Source organism: Exiguobacterium sp. s78 (assembly GCF_018618985.1).
Lineage (GTDB): Bacteria > Bacillota > Bacilli > Exiguobacteriales > Exiguobacteriaceae > Exiguobacterium_A > Exiguobacterium_A abrahamii.
Map to the genome: position 1 here is coordinate 756,502 of NZ_JACSNB010000001.1, position 18,855 is coordinate 775,356.

The 18,855-nt window shown below is 44.2% G+C and carries 22 protein-coding genes; 14 read left to right on the forward strand and 8 right to left on the reverse strand.

Features of this window, described 5'->3' with window-relative positions:
- Nucleotides 1-44 precede the first annotated feature (44 nt).
- Nucleotides 45-578: an HD domain-containing protein gene (locus KNQ18_RS03685; RefSeq protein ID WP_029342203.1), complete on the reverse strand. Its 534-nt coding sequence runs from the start codon at nucleotides 576-578 to the stop codon at nucleotides 45-47.
- Nucleotides 579-802: 224 nt separating this feature from the next.
- Here KNQ18_RS03685 and KNQ18_RS03690 point away from each other — a divergent pair, with 224 nt between their 5' ends.
- The 3 genes from KNQ18_RS03690 to mecA all read left to right on the forward strand — a co-directional run bounded on the left by KNQ18_RS03690 (nucleotide 803) and on the right by mecA (nucleotide 2,309).
- Complete coding sequence (locus KNQ18_RS03690) at nucleotides 803-940, forward strand: hypothetical protein (RefSeq protein ID WP_023468890.1); 138 nt, start codon at nucleotides 803-805, stop codon at nucleotides 938-940.
- A 172-nt stretch (nucleotides 941-1,112) separates the two neighbouring features.
- Entirely contained in the window at nucleotides 1,113-1,511 is a 399-nt protein-coding gene (gene spxA / locus KNQ18_RS03695) for a transcriptional regulator SpxA (protein WP_012370920.1), read from the forward strand.
- A gap of 162 nt (nucleotides 1,512-1,673) precedes the next feature.
- Nucleotides 1,674-2,309: an adaptor protein MecA gene (gene mecA, locus KNQ18_RS03700; RefSeq protein WP_406747522.1), complete on the forward strand. Its 636-nt coding sequence runs from the start codon at nucleotides 1,674-1,676 to the stop codon at nucleotides 2,307-2,309.
- A 62-nt stretch (nucleotides 2,310-2,371) separates the two neighbouring features.
- On the opposite strand, the gene KNQ18_RS03705 is transcribed toward mecA, so the two are convergent.
- On the reverse strand, nucleotides 2,372-3,094 hold the full coding sequence (locus tag KNQ18_RS03705; RefSeq protein ID WP_215083869.1) for an SDR family NAD(P)-dependent oxidoreductase: 723 nt from the start codon (nucleotides 3,092-3,094) through the stop codon (nucleotides 2,372-2,374).
- A 68-nt stretch (nucleotides 3,095-3,162) separates the two neighbouring features.
- Here KNQ18_RS03705 and cls point away from each other — a divergent pair, with 68 nt between their 5' ends.
- The 3 genes from cls to pepF all read left to right on the forward strand — a co-directional run bounded on the left by cls (nucleotide 3,163) and on the right by pepF (nucleotide 7,510).
- Nucleotides 3,163-4,674, forward strand: a complete 1,512-nt coding sequence (cls, locus tag KNQ18_RS03710) for a cardiolipin synthase (protein ID WP_149427652.1) — start codon at nucleotides 3,163-3,165, stop codon at nucleotides 4,672-4,674.
- 18 nt (nucleotides 4,675-4,692) lie between these two features.
- A complete protein-coding gene (locus tag KNQ18_RS03715) occupies nucleotides 4,693-5,643 on the forward strand; it encodes a competence protein CoiA family protein (RefSeq protein ID WP_149427651.1) in 951 nt (316 codons plus the stop codon).
- Between the two features lie 64 nt (nucleotides 5,644-5,707).
- On the forward strand, nucleotides 5,708-7,510 hold the full coding sequence (pepF, locus tag KNQ18_RS03720; protein WP_023468886.1) for an oligoendopeptidase F: 1,803 nt from the start codon (nucleotides 5,708-5,710) through the stop codon (nucleotides 7,508-7,510).
- Nucleotides 7,511-7,729: 219 nt separating this feature from the next.
- Here pepF and KNQ18_RS03725 read toward each other — a convergent pair whose 3' ends face one another.
- Together KNQ18_RS03725 and KNQ18_RS03730 are read right to left on the reverse strand one after the other, a co-directional pair.
- Nucleotides 7,730-8,521, reverse strand: a complete 792-nt coding sequence (locus KNQ18_RS03725) for a DsbA family protein (protein WP_023468885.1) — start codon at nucleotides 8,519-8,521, stop codon at nucleotides 7,730-7,732.
- A gap of 94 nt (nucleotides 8,522-8,615) precedes the next feature.
- Nucleotides 8,616-9,197: a CYTH domain-containing protein gene (locus tag KNQ18_RS03730; protein WP_235515916.1), complete on the reverse strand. Its 582-nt coding sequence runs from the start codon at nucleotides 9,195-9,197 to the stop codon at nucleotides 8,616-8,618.
- Nucleotides 9,198-9,293: 96 nt separating this feature from the next.
- Between KNQ18_RS03730 and yjbM the strand changes: the two genes are divergently transcribed.
- From yjbM to KNQ18_RS03745, 3 genes are read left to right on the forward strand one after another with little or no spacing between them, the layout of a single operon-like run.
- A complete protein-coding gene (yjbM, locus tag KNQ18_RS03735) occupies nucleotides 9,294-9,938 on the forward strand; it encodes a GTP diphosphokinase (protein WP_035396676.1) in 645 nt (214 codons plus the stop codon).
- Between the two features lie 10 nt (nucleotides 9,939-9,948).
- Nucleotides 9,949-10,752 carry an NAD kinase gene (locus tag KNQ18_RS03740; protein WP_023468882.1) on the forward strand — a complete coding sequence of 268 codons (804 nt, stop codon included), beginning with the start codon at nucleotides 9,949-9,951 and terminating at the stop codon, nucleotides 10,750-10,752.
- A gap of 18 nt (nucleotides 10,753-10,770) precedes the next feature.
- Entirely contained in the window at nucleotides 10,771-11,658 is an 888-nt protein-coding gene (locus KNQ18_RS03745; protein ID WP_215083871.1) for an RluA family pseudouridine synthase, read from the forward strand.
- A 50-nt stretch (nucleotides 11,659-11,708) separates the two neighbouring features.
- On the opposite strand, the gene KNQ18_RS03750 is transcribed toward KNQ18_RS03745, so the two are convergent.
- A complete protein-coding gene (locus KNQ18_RS03750) occupies nucleotides 11,709-12,878 on the reverse strand; it encodes an FtsW/RodA/SpoVE family cell cycle protein (RefSeq protein ID WP_035396680.1) in 1,170 nt (389 codons plus the stop codon).
- A 144-nt stretch (nucleotides 12,879-13,022) separates the two neighbouring features.
- Between KNQ18_RS03750 and fabI the strand changes: the two genes are divergently transcribed.
- Together fabI and KNQ18_RS03760 are read left to right on the forward strand one after the other, a co-directional pair.
- Nucleotides 13,023-13,796, forward strand: coding sequence for an enoyl-ACP reductase FabI (gene fabI, locus KNQ18_RS03755; protein ID WP_029342212.1), 774 nt, complete (start codon nucleotides 13,023-13,025; stop codon nucleotides 13,794-13,796).
- A gap of 112 nt (nucleotides 13,797-13,908) precedes the next feature.
- Nucleotides 13,909-14,127 (forward strand): hypothetical protein, encoded by a 219-nt coding sequence (locus tag KNQ18_RS03760; protein WP_023468878.1) that lies wholly within the window; start codon nucleotides 13,909-13,911, stop codon nucleotides 14,125-14,127.
- Between the two features lie 4 nt (nucleotides 14,128-14,131).
- Here the strand turns inward: KNQ18_RS03760 and KNQ18_RS03765 are convergent, their stop codons facing one another.
- Nucleotides 14,132-14,644, reverse strand: coding sequence for a YjcG family protein (locus KNQ18_RS03765; protein WP_023468877.1), 513 nt, complete (start codon nucleotides 14,642-14,644; stop codon nucleotides 14,132-14,134).
- Between the two features lie 145 nt (nucleotides 14,645-14,789).
- On the opposite strand from KNQ18_RS03765, the gene KNQ18_RS03770 reads away from it, so the two are divergent.
- The 3 genes from KNQ18_RS03770 to KNQ18_RS03780 are packed head-to-tail and all read left to right on the forward strand — an operon-like array spanning nucleotide 14,790 to nucleotide 16,449.
- The gene (locus KNQ18_RS03770; protein WP_034786059.1) at nucleotides 14,790-15,332 is read left to right on the forward strand and encodes a phosphatidylglycerophosphatase A family protein; all 543 of its coding nucleotides are present in this window, start codon (nucleotides 14,790-14,792) and stop codon (nucleotides 15,330-15,332) included.
- Nucleotides 15,332-15,952, forward strand: a complete 621-nt coding sequence (locus KNQ18_RS03775; RefSeq protein WP_023468875.1) for a phosphatase PAP2 family protein — start codon at nucleotides 15,332-15,334, stop codon at nucleotides 15,950-15,952. Before KNQ18_RS03770 ends, KNQ18_RS03775 begins: the two co-directional genes overlap by 1 nt.
- Entirely contained in the window at nucleotides 15,952-16,449 is a 498-nt protein-coding gene (locus KNQ18_RS03780) for a hypothetical protein (RefSeq protein ID WP_055968682.1), read from the forward strand. The genes KNQ18_RS03775 and KNQ18_RS03780 overlap by 1 nt, the downstream gene beginning before the upstream one ends.
- Before the next feature lie 55 nt (nucleotides 16,450-16,504).
- Here the strand turns inward: KNQ18_RS03780 and KNQ18_RS03785 are convergent, their stop codons facing one another.
- Both KNQ18_RS03785 and brnQ read right to left on the reverse strand, forming a co-directional pair.
- Nucleotides 16,505-17,380, reverse strand: coding sequence for a DegV family protein (locus KNQ18_RS03785; protein ID WP_055968680.1), 876 nt, complete (start codon nucleotides 17,378-17,380; stop codon nucleotides 16,505-16,507).
- 65 nt (nucleotides 17,381-17,445) lie between these two features.
- Nucleotides 17,446-18,771 (reverse strand): branched-chain amino acid transport system II carrier protein, encoded by a 1,326-nt coding sequence (gene brnQ / locus KNQ18_RS03790; RefSeq protein WP_215083872.1) that lies wholly within the window; start codon nucleotides 18,769-18,771, stop codon nucleotides 17,446-17,448.
- Between the last annotated feature and the right edge of the window lie 84 nt (nucleotides 18,772-18,855).

Genomic DNA, 18,855 nt, shown 5'->3' on the forward strand with positions numbered 1-18,855 from the left:
GTTAAAGCAAAAAGGCATTTCCACGTTGATCGTGGAAATGCCTTTTAATTTTCTGATGCGATACGCGGTAGATGAGCAAATCGATGGACGACTGCATCGATTGCATCAAGACGACGCATAGCTTCTTCAAAGTCAATTTTTTCGTAATGATGAAGTCCGCCCGGCTGTTCTTCCAGCGTATCCGCATCATGGACAAGTTGTTGAAGAGGTGTTCGATTGATCGCACCTGGTGGAAGATAAGAATCCGTGTGCAAAAGAACGGCGAGAGCAATTTCTTTTGCGCGTGCTGGTTCTTCACCAAGGCGAATCAGTAGTTTGTGAGCACGTTCAGCTCCTTTAATAGCATGAATATCATTTTGGCGATATAAATCATAGTTCCAAGTGCCATCGGTATACCATTCGTAATGACCGATATCATGTAAGAGTGCTGCCTTCGTAGCAGTGTCAGCATCTAAGCCGCGTTTCGTAGCAAGCGTCAGTGCGCGTTCCGCTACTGAAATCGCATGATTCAAGCCAGAACGAGATAAATATTTTTGAGCGATCGGATGATCGAGAATCGTAACGAGTGTTAATGCCATGAATGAAAAACTCCTTTCTGAGCGTTGATATTTCTATACACTCTACAGAAATTTGAAAGAAATTGCAACTGTTTTTCATTCCTCAATCGACAATCTCACATATTTAATTGCTTAAAGTAGGAATAGATTTTTAAGATACGTGGTATACTTACTAATGTAGAAGATGATTATTTTGCTTTCGTATGGTTGTTAGTTCTGTTTCGGGCCGATTGGGGTGTCGGAATATGAAAGAACGTGACAAGAAGAAAAAGCTGAAGAAGCGCCTTTTGCGGGATATTTTAGAGAAAAAACTGAAAGAAATGAAACTTCCTAAAGCAAAAGAGACGATTTCTCAGCCATTTGATCACACGCCAGCTTGTTAAAGCCACGTGGTGGCTTTAACAAGCTTTTTTACGAAAAGTTCTTTCATCTTTATAAAAAAGCTAGGTTTTCTGCTTTATTAGATGTAAACTGTCAAGTAATAGAACCATCATCAATATCTGCTTATTCACATAGGTATCGAATGATGTTAAATCAGGGGGAGGATGTTTTTCAATGGTAACACTCTATACTTCACCAAGTTGTACTTCTTGTCGGAAAGCACGCGCGTGGCTTGAAGAACATGAAATCCCGTTCGTTGAACGTAATATCTTTTCAGAACCATTATCGCTCGATGAAATCAAACAGATTCTTCGTATGACGGAAGATGGAACGGACGAGATCATCTCAACACGTTCAAAAGTCTTCTCGAAACTCGATGTTTCCGTTGAAAACTTATCGTTGCAGCATCTATACGATTTGATTCAAGAATATCCGGGATTATTGCGTCGCCCAATCTTGATTGATGAAAAACGCCTTCAAGTTGGGTACAACGAGGATGAAATCCGTCGATTCTTACCGCGCAAGGTGCGTACGTTCCAACTTTTGGAAGCACAGCGTCTTGTCAACGAGTAATTTTAAAAAGCACGCTGCTTCGTGAGCAGTGTGCTTTTTGTTACCGATAAAAAAGGTTAAAATAAAGATAACAAAGGAATAGAAATATACCCTTCGGATTCAAAACTATGAATCCAAGTCATGTCCTCGTTCGTATTCTAGATAAGGAACGAGAAGAAAGGAGTGGACAGTTTGAAAATCGAACGCGTCAATGACAATACGGTCAAGTTCTTCATCACGTACACCGACATCGAACGCCGTGGTTTTGCCCGAGATGAGATTTGGTATAACCGGGAACGGGGAGAACAGTTATTCTGGCAGATGATGGACGAAGCGAATGAAAAAGAGTCCATCTCCTTCGAAGGTCCACTATGGATACAAGTGCAAGCATTTGAAAAAGGTCTTGAAGTCACTGTAACGATCGCGAAAAATGCAGTTGATGGTGAGCAAGTCGATGAAGACGAACTCGATTCACTTTTACGATCAGCGATGTCTGAGACAGAAGATAAAGATACAGAGTTAAGCCAAGATGTTTTATTTGAAACTCGCGATTTCGAACATATCATCGCGCTCAGCCAATATGCGAATGCTCCTGTATTCGCAGAACTTGAAACAGCGCTTTATCAAAAAGATGGACTCTATTTACTGCATGTTCATTTCGAGGATGATGTGAACGTAGAAGCGCAAGAAAACGTCATGAGTTTAATCGCAGAGTATCTCCAGTTCAGCGAACAAATGATACATCCTGTAGCTGAATACGGGAAACAGATCATTGCTTCAGATGTCTTTCCGTTCATTCGGAAACATTTTCCGAACTAAGGTCAGAAAAAGTGCGAGGAAAAGGAGGATCACATATCGTGATACCTCCTTTTGTTCTGGTATTAAGTGAGGGTATAGCCTCCATCTACGATGAGCGCTTGACCGTTGATGTAACTCGCTTTGTTTGATAGTAAGAAACAAACGACCTCAGCGATTTCAGAAGGTTGTGCAGGCTCACCTCGAAGGTGATGTTTCATTGCGAGGTCAAATTTATCTTTCCCGCCATATAACGCATGACTGAGCGCCGTATCGACTGGTCCCGGGCAAATAGCATTAAATCGGTACTTACCATGGAAGCGGGCGGCGCATGTCTTTGTTAGCGTCAGTAAAGCACTTTTAGACGAAGCGTAAGGCAGTAGCATTGCTGGAAACTTAACATGACCTACGATGGCGCTATTATTGACGATGGAAGCACCTTTTGAAAAGCGTTTCGTCGCGAGCTGGATGATTCGTTCGGGTGCGTGATAGTTCACTTGGAATACTTCTTTTTGTTGATCGGAGACACGTTCAGGTGCAACGGGTTTACCGAAAGTACCTGCATTGTTGAAAATACCATCGATTTCTGGGAAATCTTCTTGTGTTTCTTCAAAGAACGCATCGATTGCAGAGGAATCAGTTAAGTCGACAGGGAAGAAATATAAACGTCCTTCTCCATTTGATTCAAGCGAGGATCCTTTTTCTTCATTACGACCAATCGCAAGGACAGTATGTCCCTCCCGGATGAGTTGAAGGGCAGTTGCCTCACCAATTCCACTTGTTGCACCAGTAATGATATACGTACCCATTTAAACGCTTCCTTTCTGTCATCAGTTTAAATACGATTTGTACTACTTACATAAAAGGAGGGGGATTCATGCTACGACGTGTACAACTTCTCATGACCCTCATCTTGACCATCGGCTTGATTGCCTTTTTATCCTACTATTGGAGTGTCTATATGGTAGGATGGCTGTCCATCGTCATCATTTTGGTCGTCATGAGCGTGTTCGTCATCATTCTACTCGAAAATCGAAACCCAGAACGAACGCTCGTCTGGGCACTCGTCATGATGGCATTGCCTGTCGTTGGCGTATTCGTGTATTTCACATTTGGTCAGAACTACCGCCGAAAACGAATGTTTCGACTGAAGGCAATGCTTGATGAGGAGTCTTACATTAAATATCGTACCCAGTTTAAGGCAGGGGTACACCAATCAGTGTTCCAAGAAGGGCGTTATGGAAAAGTTGTGACACTTATCGATTCAATCAGTCGTCTTCCGATTTCGTATAATACACATACAAGAATCTTGACGAATGGTCAGGAAAAGTTTCCGATTCTTTTAGAAGAGATTCGTCAAGCACAGCATCATATTCATTTGGAGTACTATATCGTACGGGATGATCAACTTGCGCTTCAGTTACAGGAAGCGTTGATTGAAAAGGCCGAGCAAGGAATCGAGGTCCGTTTTCTTTATGATGCCGTCGGATGTTTTTCGACGGATAAGCATTATTTCAAGAAGATGCAGGCGGCTGGCGTTGAGGTTCGCGCGTTTTTCCCTGTCGTCTTACCGTTTATTTCGAGTAAATCGAACTACCGGAATCATCGGAAAATCGTCGTCATCGATGGAACGGTTGCATTTACAGGCGGAATCAACATTGGGGATGAGTATATCGGTCGTGATCAACATTTTGGTTTTTGGCGTGATACCCATCTTCTCGTAAGGGGAGAGGCTGTCTCTGAACTCCAACTGATTTTTCTCCAAGACTGGTATTACATGACAGGTGAACGGCTGTTTACACCGTTTTACATGGAGCCACTTGAGTACGTTGAAGAAGCGACAGGGGGTGTTCAAATCATTGCGAGCGGTCCTGATGAGCCACATGAGGCAATGAAATCACTTTACTTCGGGCTCATCACGGAAGCGCGTGAATCAGTCTATATTGCTTCTCCGTATTTGATACCGGATGAAGACCTGATGACAGCACTGAAGACAGCTGCTATGGCAGGGATTGATGTCCGTATTTTGCTACCGAGCTTTCCAGACCATAAAATCGTATTTTATGCGAGCCGTTCTTATTTTGATGATTTGCTACGAGCTGGTGTGAAAATTTACGAGTACAATAAGGGATTCATGCACTCGAAAGTCATCGTTGTGGACGACGCCATCGCAACGATTGGGACAGCGAACATGGATTTACGTAGTTTTCATTTGAATTTCGAAGTGAATGCTTTCTTATATGGAACGAACTCTGTCCATGAACTAACACGTGATTTTTATGAAGATTTTAGCCATTCGACACAAGTTGATGCTGATATGTTCCATCGGCGTCCATTACGCCGTCGATTGATTGAATCGATTTCACGTTTATTCTCACCGTTACTCTAGAAAAAGGGGACGATTCAGATGTTTGAAGCCATTGATGCTTCTGGTAAACGCATCATGATTCACAGATTTCCCATCCATGAATTAAAAGCGATGTCCTTACGTTGTCCGTATTGCCTGAAGCCCTTGCGCGTCAGGCAAGGACGACGACCACATTTTGCACATATCTCAGCTTGTTCAGGAGAAAGTAGTTTGCATATGTCCTGGAAAAAGCGCATTGCCGATTCTTTAATAAACGCAGGTATCCAAGTCGAAATTGAATGGGTGACTGGAGAGAGACGTTTTGACCTGTGGATACCAGAACAGAAACTTGGAATTGAGATTCAACGTTCTCCGATGTCGGCAGAGGAATGGATTAGACGAGCCTTACTTGATGCGAAACAAGAACAAACGGTTCGGTGGATCGGATTTCATCCTTCACATGGTGTCACGTTGCGATTGCAGGGTTGGATGCGACAAGCATTTTTACAACATGATTACTTGGATCTGATCGTCGAGAATCAAATCCGGAGATTTCGACATCCGGTTCCTTTTGCAAAACATCATGTCTATTGTACGGTTCAACCGCTCTCATTATCTGATTTTCTTTCGAAAGAACCTTCATCATTTCCTCGGAAATTTTCAATCGCTCGATGGCAAGGAATCGTTCATCGCTATCGGCGACGTCCTTTTTATCCTTCATTACCTCCACGCATCCTCAAGATCCCACTGTATCAATCAGGTTTCCATCTACAAAATCTTCCCTCTTTTGCCTTTCTCCCCATCACACGTCTATTATTTCTACCCGTCCATCCCTTTGAATTTCAAATCGTCGTCTTTTTAGAGATAAAAGGGCGGTACACTTTGAGCCGTCTGGAATATGTCATAAATCAACTGCTTCACCAATTGAATCTATCGATTGAAAGAGATTTGATTGGTGCTCTCGTCAGGGAATGGATGGAGCGGATTGAGGAGGCGAATAAGCTGCTTTAGCAGGAGCACTTCGATTGTTTGTCGAAAAGAAAACAGGTATAACTGAATTAAAGGAGTGAGGGAAATGGCAGAAGTATTAACACGTCAAGATGTTGACGTTACAGAAACATGGAATCTAGAGTCGATTTACGCAACGAACGAAGCGTGGGAAGAAGAATTCGAATCGGTGAAAGCGATGCTTCCATTACTCGTCGAGTATAAGGGTCGTCTTGGACAGAGTGCAGAAACACTCTATGAAGGGTTACAGTTACGCGACGAAGTCTCAAGACGCCTTTATAAGCTTTATACATACGCGCACATGCGTTATGACGAAAATACAGCAGACAGCTTCTACCAAGCTATGAATGACCGTGCTCGGACGCTCGCGTCGCAAATCGGAGCAACACTTGCTTTCATGACACCAGAATTGTTAGCTGTACCTGAGTCAACGATTGAGACGTATCTTAATGAGAATCCAGATCTTGCGATGTATCGTCATGCATTTGATGAATTGAATCAAGAGCGTGAACACGTCCTGACGGAAGCGGAAGAAGCGATTCTTGCAAAGGCAGGAGAAGTACTCGGTCAATCCGGTACGACGTTCGGCATGTTGAACAATGCAGATCTGACATTCCCGAAAATCAAAGGGGAAGACGGAGAAGAGACAGAGTTGACACATGGTCGCTTTATCACATTCCTGGAATCATCTGATCGTTCGGTCCGTGAAGCTGCATTTAAAGCGATGTATGGAACATATGCAAAATACACGAATACGCTCGCTTCGACACTTGCTGGGTCAGTTAAGAAAGACAACTTCTATGCAGATGTCCGGAAGTTCCCATCGGCACGCGCAGCAGCTTTACATGGTAATGCGATTCCTGAGTCCGTCTATGATGGATTAGTTGAAGCGGTACATGAGCATTTACCATTACTCCATCGTTACGTCGCTTTACGTAAGCGAGTACTTGGACTTGATGAACTACACGTGTATGATATGTACACACCGCTCGTTTCTGAGGTGGAGATGAAAGTCTCTTACGAGGAAGCGAAACAATTGATGGTTGAAGGACTTGCACCGCTTGGAACAGAGTATAAGCACATCCTCGAAGAAGGATTGTCTGAACGTTGGGTTGATGTCCGAGAGACGCGTGGTAAACGGAGTGGAGCCTACTCTTCTGGTGCTTATGATACACAGCCGTTCATTTTGATGAACTGGCAAGACAACATCAACAACCTCTTTACACTCGCACATGAATTCGGACATTCTGTCCATAGTTATTACACGCGGAAGTCTCAACCATATCCATATGGTGATTATTCAATCTTCGTCGCAGAAGTTGCCTCAACGACGAATGAAGCATTGTTGAACGACTATCTATTGAAGAAAGTAACGGATCGTAAAGAAAAACTCTATTTATTAAACAATCAACTCGAAACATTCCGTGGAACATTGTTCCGACAAACGATGTTCGCCGAGTTCGAACATGCAATTCATGATGCGGCTCGTCTTGGCCAATCGCTGACACCGGAATTCTTAACGTCAACGTATTATGCGTTGAATCAAAAATACTTCGGAGAAGAAATTGTATTGGATGAAGAAATCGGTCTAGAATGGGCTCGGATTCCACACTTCTATTACAATTATTATGTCTATCAGTATGCAACGGGCATTTCTGCTGCCGCTGCTTTGACGGATCAGATTCTAGAAGAAGGACAACCTGCTGTAGAGCGATACATTAACAATTTCTTAAAAGCGGGATCAAGTGATTATCCAATCGAAGTATTAAAAGCTGCGGGTGTCGATATGACAACAAAAGCGCCAGTTGAAGCAGCATTGCGTCAATTTGAACGTGTCCTAGATGAATTTGAAGCTTTGTTAGCAGAGTGACATCTTTGTGACAAAGTGAACAAAGAGTGGAAAAGAGGCGAAGTCCACGATATACTTATATTGTGAAGAGGGTCACATTCCCCAGTCGATTCTCTTTTTCCCCCATCCAGTGGTCAAAAGAAAAGTCCTTCTCGTCATGAAGGACTTTTTCTTATTCTATGAGTAAATACTAAAAAGGGACAGTGAAGCATGCTTCACTGTCCCTTTTTATTGTTTTTATCATGCGTGTGCCGAATCTTTTAAATGACGCCATACTTTTCCATCACAGTACGATAGAGAAGCACATTTTTGTTGCAAGACCAGTTTTTTTAATTCGTGTTCAATCTGGGATTCAGGAGCATCATAAATAAAGGCGATTTCAGCCGTTGTTGCTGTTTCATACCGTCTCAAGAATTGTTCGAGTGGTGGCTTCGGTTGTTTCTCGATCGTATGATCTAGCAATTCACTTAAGATCGAGACATACACCAAATACTCATAAGGTCCTTCTGCTTTGATCGCTTCTTCGTCTCCGACAAAAGCGAGTGTTGGAAGAATCCGAACATCCCAATCGGTGACTAGTTCGGTTTCTTTCTCGAGCATTTGCTGAATCGTATCCGACGAGACATCACGATGAAACTCTTCTAAATCCAAACCATACTCCGTTAATGCCTCTGCTAGCCGCATCAATGATGGGCGACTATAAGCACTTTCTCCTTCGACGTTATGAAGCATTCGAAGGCGTCGCATGAATCGCATACCAAACGTCTTTCCTTGAAGCTCAATTGCTTTTAGAATGACGAGTGGTGACATATCGCATGCAGATCGTGATGGAGCACATGGAATCGTTGCAATCGTCCGAAGACGGAACAGATGACCATATTCTAGCTCTAGCTTCTTGAGGACGGGTATCAACCGTAAACCATCCGTTTGTGTCACATCTAGAAAATGATAGATTTCCAGAGGTTTCGTCGGTTGTTGAATCGATGGTTCGTCCAATGAACAATAAGATCCGTTACATTGTGAGTGTTCCATCCGTTCACCCCTTCCTGTTGTTATCGTTACCCTATTTTAGCAACGAAAAAAAAGAAAGAGCAAAGGTTTTGCTTGTTCATTCTTACACGAAAAATCAAGAAAGCGCTTTACGCTCCATGAAGCGAACGATTTTGTTTTTTGTTTTGCGCTGGGGAATGTCATGTTCTGAAAGAAGTCGCTCGAAATCCTTTTGCCCTTGTTCGAAGTTACTGACCTCAAACTCTAACTCATAATCGGTGTGTCCGAGATAGCGACTTTTATCAAGGACAAGCAATCCTTCCGGGAGCACGGTTTCGATTCGTTCTGTCTCTAATCGACCTAAATGCTCCAAAGATCCCTGTAAATCAAATGACTTTAGCTGTTCGTTCATCTCTTCGGAATGAATTAGACCGTATTTGAAAAGATCTTCTGCTTCAGTTGATGATAACGTGACATGCGTTTCAAGCAACCCTTCCTCATGGGGTTGTTTTAAAGTCAGTACGAGCCCTTGTTTTTTCTCACGAATCCGTAATGCAGCACCTTTTTTTCGAAGTTCAAAATCTGGCGTATCAAAATAATCATTTGCTTGCCAAATGGGTTGTTTAGCTGACGCATAATGGGTAAATAACGATAGATATTCTTGTTCAGACAATAAGTTCTTAAATTCGATTTCCAATTCTTGTCTAATCGGAATCACGCCTTTCTAGTTGAATGTCTGAAAATATGATAACATGAATGAGGTAGGAACAGGCAGTGAACCAATACTATTCGATTAAAAGTGGTGACAAATCAGATGACAAAAGAAAATTGGGATTTATTTCTTGCACCGTATCAGATCGCGGTCGATGAGTTGAAAGTTAAGCTAAAAGCGATTCGTAAACAATTTCAGCAACGGGGAGAACATTCACCGATTGAATTTGTCACAGGACGGGTCAAACCTGTAAAGAGCATTCTTCAAAAAGCGGAACGAAAAGCAATTGCGCGTGAGTCATTAGAACAAGACATGCAGGATATCGCCGGATTACGTATCATGTGTCAATTCGTCGATGATATCATTCATGTCCTTGAGCTGTTGCGCTCGCGCGGAGATTTTAAAATCGTCGAAGAACGGAACTACATTACGCAAAAAAAGGATAGTGGCTATCGATCGTATCACGTCATCATTGCCTATCCGGTACAGACGATCGAAGGTGAAGTTCCGACGTTAGTCGAGATCCAAATTCGAACGCTTGCGATGAACTTCTGGGCAACGATTGAACACTCGTTGAATTATAAGTACCAAGGAAATATTCCGGAAGAGACGCGTGAGCGTCTGCGTCGTGCAGCAGAGGCAGCATTTTTGCTTGATGCGGAGATGAGCCAGCTGAAAGTAGAAATCCAAGACGCACAACTCGTCTTTCAACGCGACGCTAAGGCGTCTGAACGATTAAAAGAGTAGGGGGATGACCATGCGTTTTGCAATCACGGCTCGTGATGATGAGCGATCTCATGCGCTGAAACAGCAACTCGAGCAGGCATTGACGGATCGGGGATGTATTCTTGATGTCAGCCAGCCGGAAATCGTCGTCTCGATCGGTGGAGACGGAACGATGCTACAGGCGTTCCATTCGTATCTCGATCAAGTAGAGACGATCACGCTTGTTGGGATTCATACGGGGCATCTTGGTTTTTATGCGGATTGGCGCCCTGAAGAAATGGATGAACTGATTGATCATATCGCGAAGCAGGATTTAGCGACGGTTCAATACCCGTTGCTTGAACTCTCGATTGATTATGCGGACGGTTCACACAACCAACTGCTTGCCTTGAATGAATGTACGATTAAAAGTTTTAATCAGACGCTCGTTTGCGATTTATCGATTCGAGGCGACTACTTTGAGACATTCCGAGGTGATGGACTGTGTGTATCGACACCGTCTGGTTCGACAGCGTACAATAAGGCACTCGGCGGAGCGATCGTTCACCCGGCGCTCGAAGCAATTCAAATTACAGAGATGGCTTCCATCAACAATCGTGTCTACCGGACGATCGGCTCACCGATGTTGCTACCCAAACATCATGATGTCGAAATTCGTCCCGTTAATCCGATTGATTTTCAGATGACCTATGACCACTATGCTTCGATCATTCATCAAAACGTGACATCGATTCGGTGCCGGGTCTCTGATAAAAAAGTGAAATTTGCTCGTTTTCGTTCTTTCCCGTTCTGGCAACGGGTGCGGGAATCTTTCCTGGCAGACGAAAGACGTTAAAGTAAAGGAAAAGGAAACATGAATGGATTTCAGCTACAACAGATTGTGACTGACATTGAGGATGGCTGGCGTGTCAGTCATTTTTGTACGACCCGCTTAGGGGTTTCGCGGAAAATGTTAGTATCGATTAAAAATCATGGGGATATCACGCGTAATGGTCAGCATGTTAACGTCCACGACGTCTTACACGCGGGTGATCGTGTCCATGTCTTCTTCCCGGAAGAGACACCAGCACCGGATATGGTGGCGACAGAAGGGGAACTTGATATTTTGTTTGAAGATGATTGGTTGCTCGTCGTCAATAAACCGCCGGGCATGGCATCGATCCCGTCACGACTGCATCCGGAACGCTCATTATCGAACTATGTGCTTGGTTATTACCGAAAACAAGGAATTCCGTATGCAATCCATATCGTTAATCGACTCGATCGTGATACGAGTGGTCTTGTCTTGTTCGCGAAACACGGGCTTGCCCATCACCGGATGAGTCTCATGCAACGATCTAATGAATTAGAACGACATTATTTAGCGTATGCACCCGGAAACGTACCGGTACAAACGATTGATCAACCGATTGGTCAAACCGATCATTCCTTTATGGAACGGATGGTACGACCAGATGGTCAACGTGCCATCACTCATATCTTAAATAGCCGTCTAGTTCGAGCCTTTGACCAAGAAATTTCATTACTCGATATCCGACTAGAGACAGGTCGGACACACCAAATTCGTGTCCATCTTGCTTTTCTTGGGCATCCCTTGATTGGCGATACGATGTATCAAGGGAACCCGTTACTTCCGCGTCAGGCGCTTCATAGTGCGTCAGCAACGTTCCTTCATCCTGCGACGGGAGAACGGGTTCGTTTTGAAGCACCACTTCCTGAGGATCTTCGATTGGAAGGATAAAGTACACAAATAAAAGGCAATGGACTCGGTCCACTGCCTTTTATTTGTGTTTAGTCTTCATCGAACATGGAAATCCGAGATTGAGAGGCGATTGCCATGATCAATCCTAGACCGACGAGGTTTACGATCATCGTTGATCCCCCATAACTGATGAACGGTAAGGGAAGACCTGTGATTGGTAAGACACCAATCGTCATCCCGATGTTTTGGAAGATTTGGAACGTAAACATCGCGACATATCCTGTCACGATATAGGTACCAAATGGATCCGCTGTCTCGAGAGCAATCTGAATCAAGCGATAGACGAACAGGAACAAGACGATCAAGACGATGGCAGCCCCGATGAAACCGTAGTGTGAGGCAATCGTCGTAAAGATGAAGTCTGTATGCAATTCCGGAACGAACACTTGCAGTTTCCCGTATCCAACGCCGAACATTTGCCCTGAACCTGTTGCGTTGATTGCTTGGACGAGTTGGTACGACAAATCATCCGCATATTCGAACGGTTGCAACCAAGCCATGATCCGGTTCATCGCGTGACCTGGGAAAAAGGTTGCGAGTAAATCGTTTTGGAAAAAGAACAGGTAAAAGAAGATGATGACGGCTCCTGCGAACAGACCGAACATCGTCAAAAGCCATTTCCAGTTTAGTCCGGATAACAACATCGCACATGCTAAGATGACGCATAGAATCAAACCGATCCCTAGATCGGGCTGAATGATGATAAGACCGAGCGGTAAGGCTGTAACCGCGACCAACTTGATAAGTAACAAGAGATCTCTTTCATGTTGAACATAACGCGCATTGTGCTCGGTAATGACGGCAGCGAGCGTAACGATCAAAAAGAACTTCATGAACTCAGCCGGTTGAACCGTACCGATAACGGGGAATTGATACCAACCGTATGCCCCTTTGATTTCAGTGACGATTGGTGTGTTTCGAAGAACGACAAGACCGATCAATGACACGATACCTGCTCCATATAAAAACCAGTGGAATCGCTTCAACTGTTCATAATCGATGAAAATGACGACGGATAACGCCATGAAGCCGATGACATACCATTGAATTTGTTTGGCAGAGAAGTTAATGGCACTGATCGCACCTTTAAGCGAAGGTTGTGCTGTATAGATGGCGATGATACTGATGACCATCAGACAGGCGAGTAAAAAAAGCAACGTATGATCATAACGTTGTGTAAATGATTTGAATCGATTCATTTCATCCCTACTTTCTATCTCTTTCTATATTACCGTAATTTATCAAATCCGCAATATCAAGAGCGATGGTTGACAGAAGCGTTACGTTTTTGTAACCTGAAGATAGGTTTTATTACCAGGTACTAATTCAAGGGGGACTTTATCATGAATATTTATCCTTCACTCGAAGGCAAGACGTACGTCGTCATGGGCGTCATTAACCAACGTTCGATTGCATGGGGTATCGCACGTGCGCTCGACGCTGCTGGAGCAAGCCTGGCATTTACATATGTCGGAGAACGTTTCAAGGCACCACTTGAAAAATTAGGACAAGAATTATCACGACCGGCTTCTTATTATACGTGTGATGTCACGAGTGACGAAGAGATTGAACAGGTCTTCCAAACGATTCATGCGGACCACGGTAAGATTTCAGGGATCGCTCACTCGATCGCATTCGCGGATAAAGAAGCGCTTCGCGGTGAGTTTTCTGGGGTAACGCGTGAACAGTTTGCGCAAGCACTTGATATCTCAGCCTACAGCTTAACAGCAGTCGTCAAGGCCGCGAAGGATTTCTTCACGGAAGATGCATCCGTCATCACGTTGACATACCTCGGTGGTGAGAAAATGGTTCCGAACTACAACGTCATGGGTGTTGCGAAAGCCGCATTAGATGCAAGCGTTCGTTATCTCGCTGCTGAATACGGTCAGCAAGGCGTTCGTGTCAATGCGATTTCAGCTGGTCCAATTCGGACAGTATCCGCAAAAGGTGTCGGCGACTTCAATTCCATTCTTGATAGCATCGAAGAACGAGCGCCACTTCATCGTAACGTGACGACGGAACAAATTGGTCAAAGTGGATTGTTCTTGCTTTCGCAAATGTCGAGTGGGGTGACAGGAGAAATTCTTCACGTCGATAGCGGATTCCACATTCTTTAATAAACGATCGATTAAGCCAGGCTTTCCCATGCGGGAGGCTTGGTTTTTTTTGTGCTCGATCGGGGAACTACCAAATATAAGTGTCACTAGAAGGAGAGAGGAAGTGCAGAGGATGAACGCAATCGATTTTACAGTCGTACAATATGTCAATCGTCAAGTACGTGTCGATCCACAGCTAAAGACTGAACCAGTCGCTCGAGTTCAACCGATACGCCCAACTGACCCTTACCGCGAACACGAAGCGGACGACTTTTTAGAAGAACAGGCAAATGCATACGGTGTATTACCAGAACTAAAACTTCCCGGTCGAAGCTTCGACCGGGAAGTTTAATCATTCATTGACCTGTGAAGCGGAATGTCTCATAGACACTCCAAGCACCGTTCTCCAGTTCATACAATAAAGCCATTTTCGTGACGTCCTCTTGGAAACGGATATCTTCCATCTTGAGACGTTCTAGTACATCGAACAGTTCGACATCCGACAGTTCTTGACCGATTGTGATGTGTGGCAAGAAATCGTATTTCGGCTTATGTTCGAGTGGTCCCGTATGCAAAGCGCGATGTAATTGTTCTAACTCATCCGTCGGCATTACTTTAAGGAACAAGACATTGTTCGTCGGATGGAACGAACGAGCTCCTTGGATGTGCAAATTGACAGGCTTCGTTTCGGACGCGATTCGATTCAACTCCGTCACGATGTGGTCTAATTCTGTCTCATCAACTTCCATCCGCTCCCGTAGCGTGATATGAGGTGTGATCAGTGCATACTTCGAGTCATATCTCTTTCGGTATGAATTTGCAAAATCTTGAACGCGTTTCGATGGAAACAATACAACCCCGATGTTCATCGAAAATCCCCTACTTTCCCCTGAAATGATAACGCTTTACAAAATAATCATGACGGATTCTGGCGTCGATGTCAAAGAAGTTTGAGAGGAGGTTCAGAATCCGTGTATACTAATGAAGTACTTTGTTGGAGAGGTGGATATAGTCATGAAGAAAACACATTCAAAAGAGGTCAAACAGGCAGCTATCGATAAGTTACATGAACGAGGGGTGACGATTCATGCAATCGCTGAGATCGTTTACCAAATGCAGGCCCCCTACACGGTGGATCTGACAATTGAAACATGTGTCAGTTCAGTAGAACGTGTTCTTGAAAAACGTGAATTACAACATGCGATTCTCGTCGGAGCAGAACTAGACATCTTGGCGGAAAAAGGGTTATTATCAGAACCCCTCCTGTCCATCATCCAAAGCGATGAAGGGCTATTTGGCGTAGATGAGACGATTGCGATTGGTGCCGTCAACACGTATGGTTCGATTGCGGTTACGACGTTCGGCTATTTGGATAAAGCAAAGGTCGGTATCATCAAAGAACTCGATACGAAGCTTGGGGACGGAAAAGTCAATACGTTCATGGATGATATCGTCGCAGCCATCGCAGCAAATGCATCCGGACGACTAGCGCATCGTTTGCGAGATAAGGAAGACTATTCAGCAGAAGAATTAGAAGAACGTAAGGGGACATACTGATGCGAGGTGCGAGAGGGGCATGGATTGGTGCATCCATCGCTGTCGTCTTATTCGTGATCATCGCTGTCTCCATTCGGACGACAGGCTATTTTTTATTTGATGCTCAATTATCGTCATATATGTCGCAACACGTCCCAGGGGATTACGTTTCTTGGTTCACTCAACTCGGATCAGGTCCAGGGGCGATGACGATGACGGTGTTACTTGGAATACTGAGTTATGTTTTGTGGCGGGATCGCATTGCAAGTATCTGGTATGTAATCATGGCAATATCAGTAGGTGTATTGAATCAAGTCGTTAAATTTGCCTTTGTCCGAGAGCGCCCCTCATTAAATGAATTGGTTGGTGGCGTAGGATACAGTTTTCCGAGTGGTCACTCAGCGATGGCTTTTGCCGTCTATACCGGATTTCTCGTTGTTGCGTTTCGTCATTTGAAAACAGGTGGGAAGGTACTTGTATCGATCGTGACGATTGGATTATTCCTCGCCATGGGAGCTTCTCGAATCATTTTAAACGTTCACTATTTCTCAGATGTCATCGGTGGATATTGTTTTGCCGCGATTCTTTTATGTAGCTCCTATGCATTCATCGTCTCCCGTAGAAAAAAAGGAGTGGCTTGATGTTACTGTTAGATGTTGATCATAGTTTATTATTTGATGAAGAGACGATGCGCTCCATCGACAAGCCGACGTTGCTTGTCGAGCGAGTCGCTGGGCGACCTCGTTTTATGACGATGCGAGCGCATCTTAGATTAAAACGGTTAGTATCGATTAACGGTGTTGTTCCGGTGACGAAACGAACGATGGAAGAGTACCAGCAGTTGGAACTCTTTCAAATCGATGCGCCACCGAAGTGGGCGATCATTGACGGTGGAAAGATTTTGCTTAAAGAAGGAAAAGTGGATCGTCGATATGAAAATTGGCTTCGTCAGTTCAATAAGGAGACATCACTTGATTCCATCCTTGAGTATCTCATCGAAATGGAACAAGTTTCGATTGATGTATATCCTTCTGAGACGTTATCCAGTGTAATCACGCTTCCGCATGAGCCGATTCAACGGACGACGGACGAAGCCGTATTATTAGAAGAACTATTTCGTAAGTATGAAACGACATGAAAAAACCGGACGGTCTCAAGCAGACCGTCCGGTTTTCATCGTTTCGTGCAAGATATCAAGTTGTTGGTAAAGGAATCTCATCGAACCAGTACACACCGACCGTCTCAGCGCCAGCATGTGCCAAGATGGAAGGACCAAATTGGGTAATGCGTACTTGAAGCTCCGGATGTTCTGTAGAAATCAAGCGCCGTAATTCTTCAGCAGCGGCATGAGCGAGCGTATGACTGACATAAAGCGTCCGATCATATACACCATGAGCACTGACTTTTGATGAAATTTCACTGACCATTTCTTTAAAAGCTTTTTTGATGGAACGGACTTTTTTAAATGGGACAAGTCGTCCTTCCTCATTAAATTGAGCGATTGGTTTAATATTGAGCATGTTTGCTAGTAAAAATTGACTTCCTGAGACACGTCCGCTCCGTCGCATCGTCTCCATATTTCCGATGATCAGATAAAAATGCGATTTGTGTTTGAATGTCTCAAGCGTAGACATGACTTCATCTGGACCTTTACCAGCAGCAACGAGTCGTTGTGCGATCCGGACAAGTTCTTGCTGATTCGCAGCACCTGTATACGAATCAATCGCGTATAAGGGGAAACCGACAGCTTCAGCTGCAGCGACGGAACTCGAATATGTGCCGCTCAGTCCACTCGTGATGTGAATCGCATACCCATAATCATAACCATCTTCAAGCAATTGTTCATACAAGGTTACGAAATCACCGAATGATGGTTGAGAAGTCGTCGGTGAAGCGTGGGAATCTTCTCGCATTTTTTGATCAAGCTGTTCAATCGAGATATCGACATACTCCCGGTAAGACTCTCCGTTTAAGATGAGTAAAGTCGGTATCACATGGACTCCGATTTTTTCAGCCTCTCCTGGCTCAAAAAAAGCCATGCTGTCGGTAATCCAAGCAATCTTATCCATGTATATGACGCCTCCATTAATAGAACCATTTTGTTCATCATACCATAGCGATGAAAGCGGAATCACTAGCTAGCGCGTTTTTGTGTGATAGAAGCACTGGAAACGTGTCCAATCCATGAACTGATACCGAAGGCGATGAGTGTTGGGAATAACCATTCTAAACTTTGATTCACTAAAGGTAAGGATTGATAGAATGTCTTAAGATTTCCCGGGAAAAGCGAAAGTTGATTCAACGCACTACAGAATGAGAAGAAAATTGTTACACCAAGAGTTGATTGATAAACAACCGACTTACGACGGAACAGATGACGCATGAATGTCAATGCGATCAAGACGATGACGATTGGATAAAGGAACATCAATACCGGAACAGCAATGGATAACAATGTTTGCAATCCGACGATCGATACCGTAAGACCAAGAGCAGTCGTGAAGATACTTGCCGCTTTTAAAGATACACGGTTGGAAATCGTCATCATATATTCTGCAAATGCGGTGACGAGACCAACTGATGTCGTCAAACATGCAAGCAGAATTGCAAGACCAAGTACAGCTAAACCGATTGAGCCGAAGGCAGTATTTGCATAATGTTGAAGAAGTGCTGGACCATCAACTTTTCCGATGGCGGCAAATGTGTTACGTCCGATCATTCCAAGTCCGACATAGACGAGAGTCAAAGCAGTGGCAGCGATGATTCCGGCACGAGTGACGACTTTAAATTGTGCTTTTCGTTCATGAACGCCTCGGCTTTTCAATGTATGCAGTACGACGACACCAAATACCAAGGCACCGAGTGCATCAAGCGTTAAGTATCCTTGAAGGAAACCTTGAATGAATGCCTGTCCAGTCGTCTCATACGCTTCGTTTGGTGAAGCGACACCCGAAAGTGGCGAAATGATGCTACTGATGCTTAATGCAGCAAGAGCAATCAGTAATAATGGTGTGATGAAACGCCCGATGATCTCAAGTAATTTTCCTGGTCGTAGTACAAGATAAAGTGTGGCAAGGAAAAAGAGACTCGATGAGATGATCAACGTCATTTGTGAGGGAGCACCAAGAAATGGTACGACTCCGAGCTCATACGTGACAACCGATGTGCGCGGAATTCCGAAAAAGGGACCGATCGCAACATAGAGTGCGAACGTCAAGGCAGCACCTACAAAACGAGGGAGTGGTGCAGCAAGTGTTTTGATGCCACCCCCGATAGAGGCAACTGCAAGTAAGCCGAGCAAAGGAAGACCGACACCCGTTACGATAAAACCAAGGATGGCAGGAAGGAACTGTGAACCCGCAAGCGCACCGAGTTCCGGTGGGAAGATCAGGTTACCGGCACCGAAAAATAAAGCAAAAATCATAAATCCTAAAGCAAATGTATCTTTTGTCTTAAACATGTGTTGTCCTCCATTCATCCTAATTTCATAAAAAAAGCCTCATCCACTAAGTTTGTGGATAGGCGTCGTTTGCTCAGACGCCTT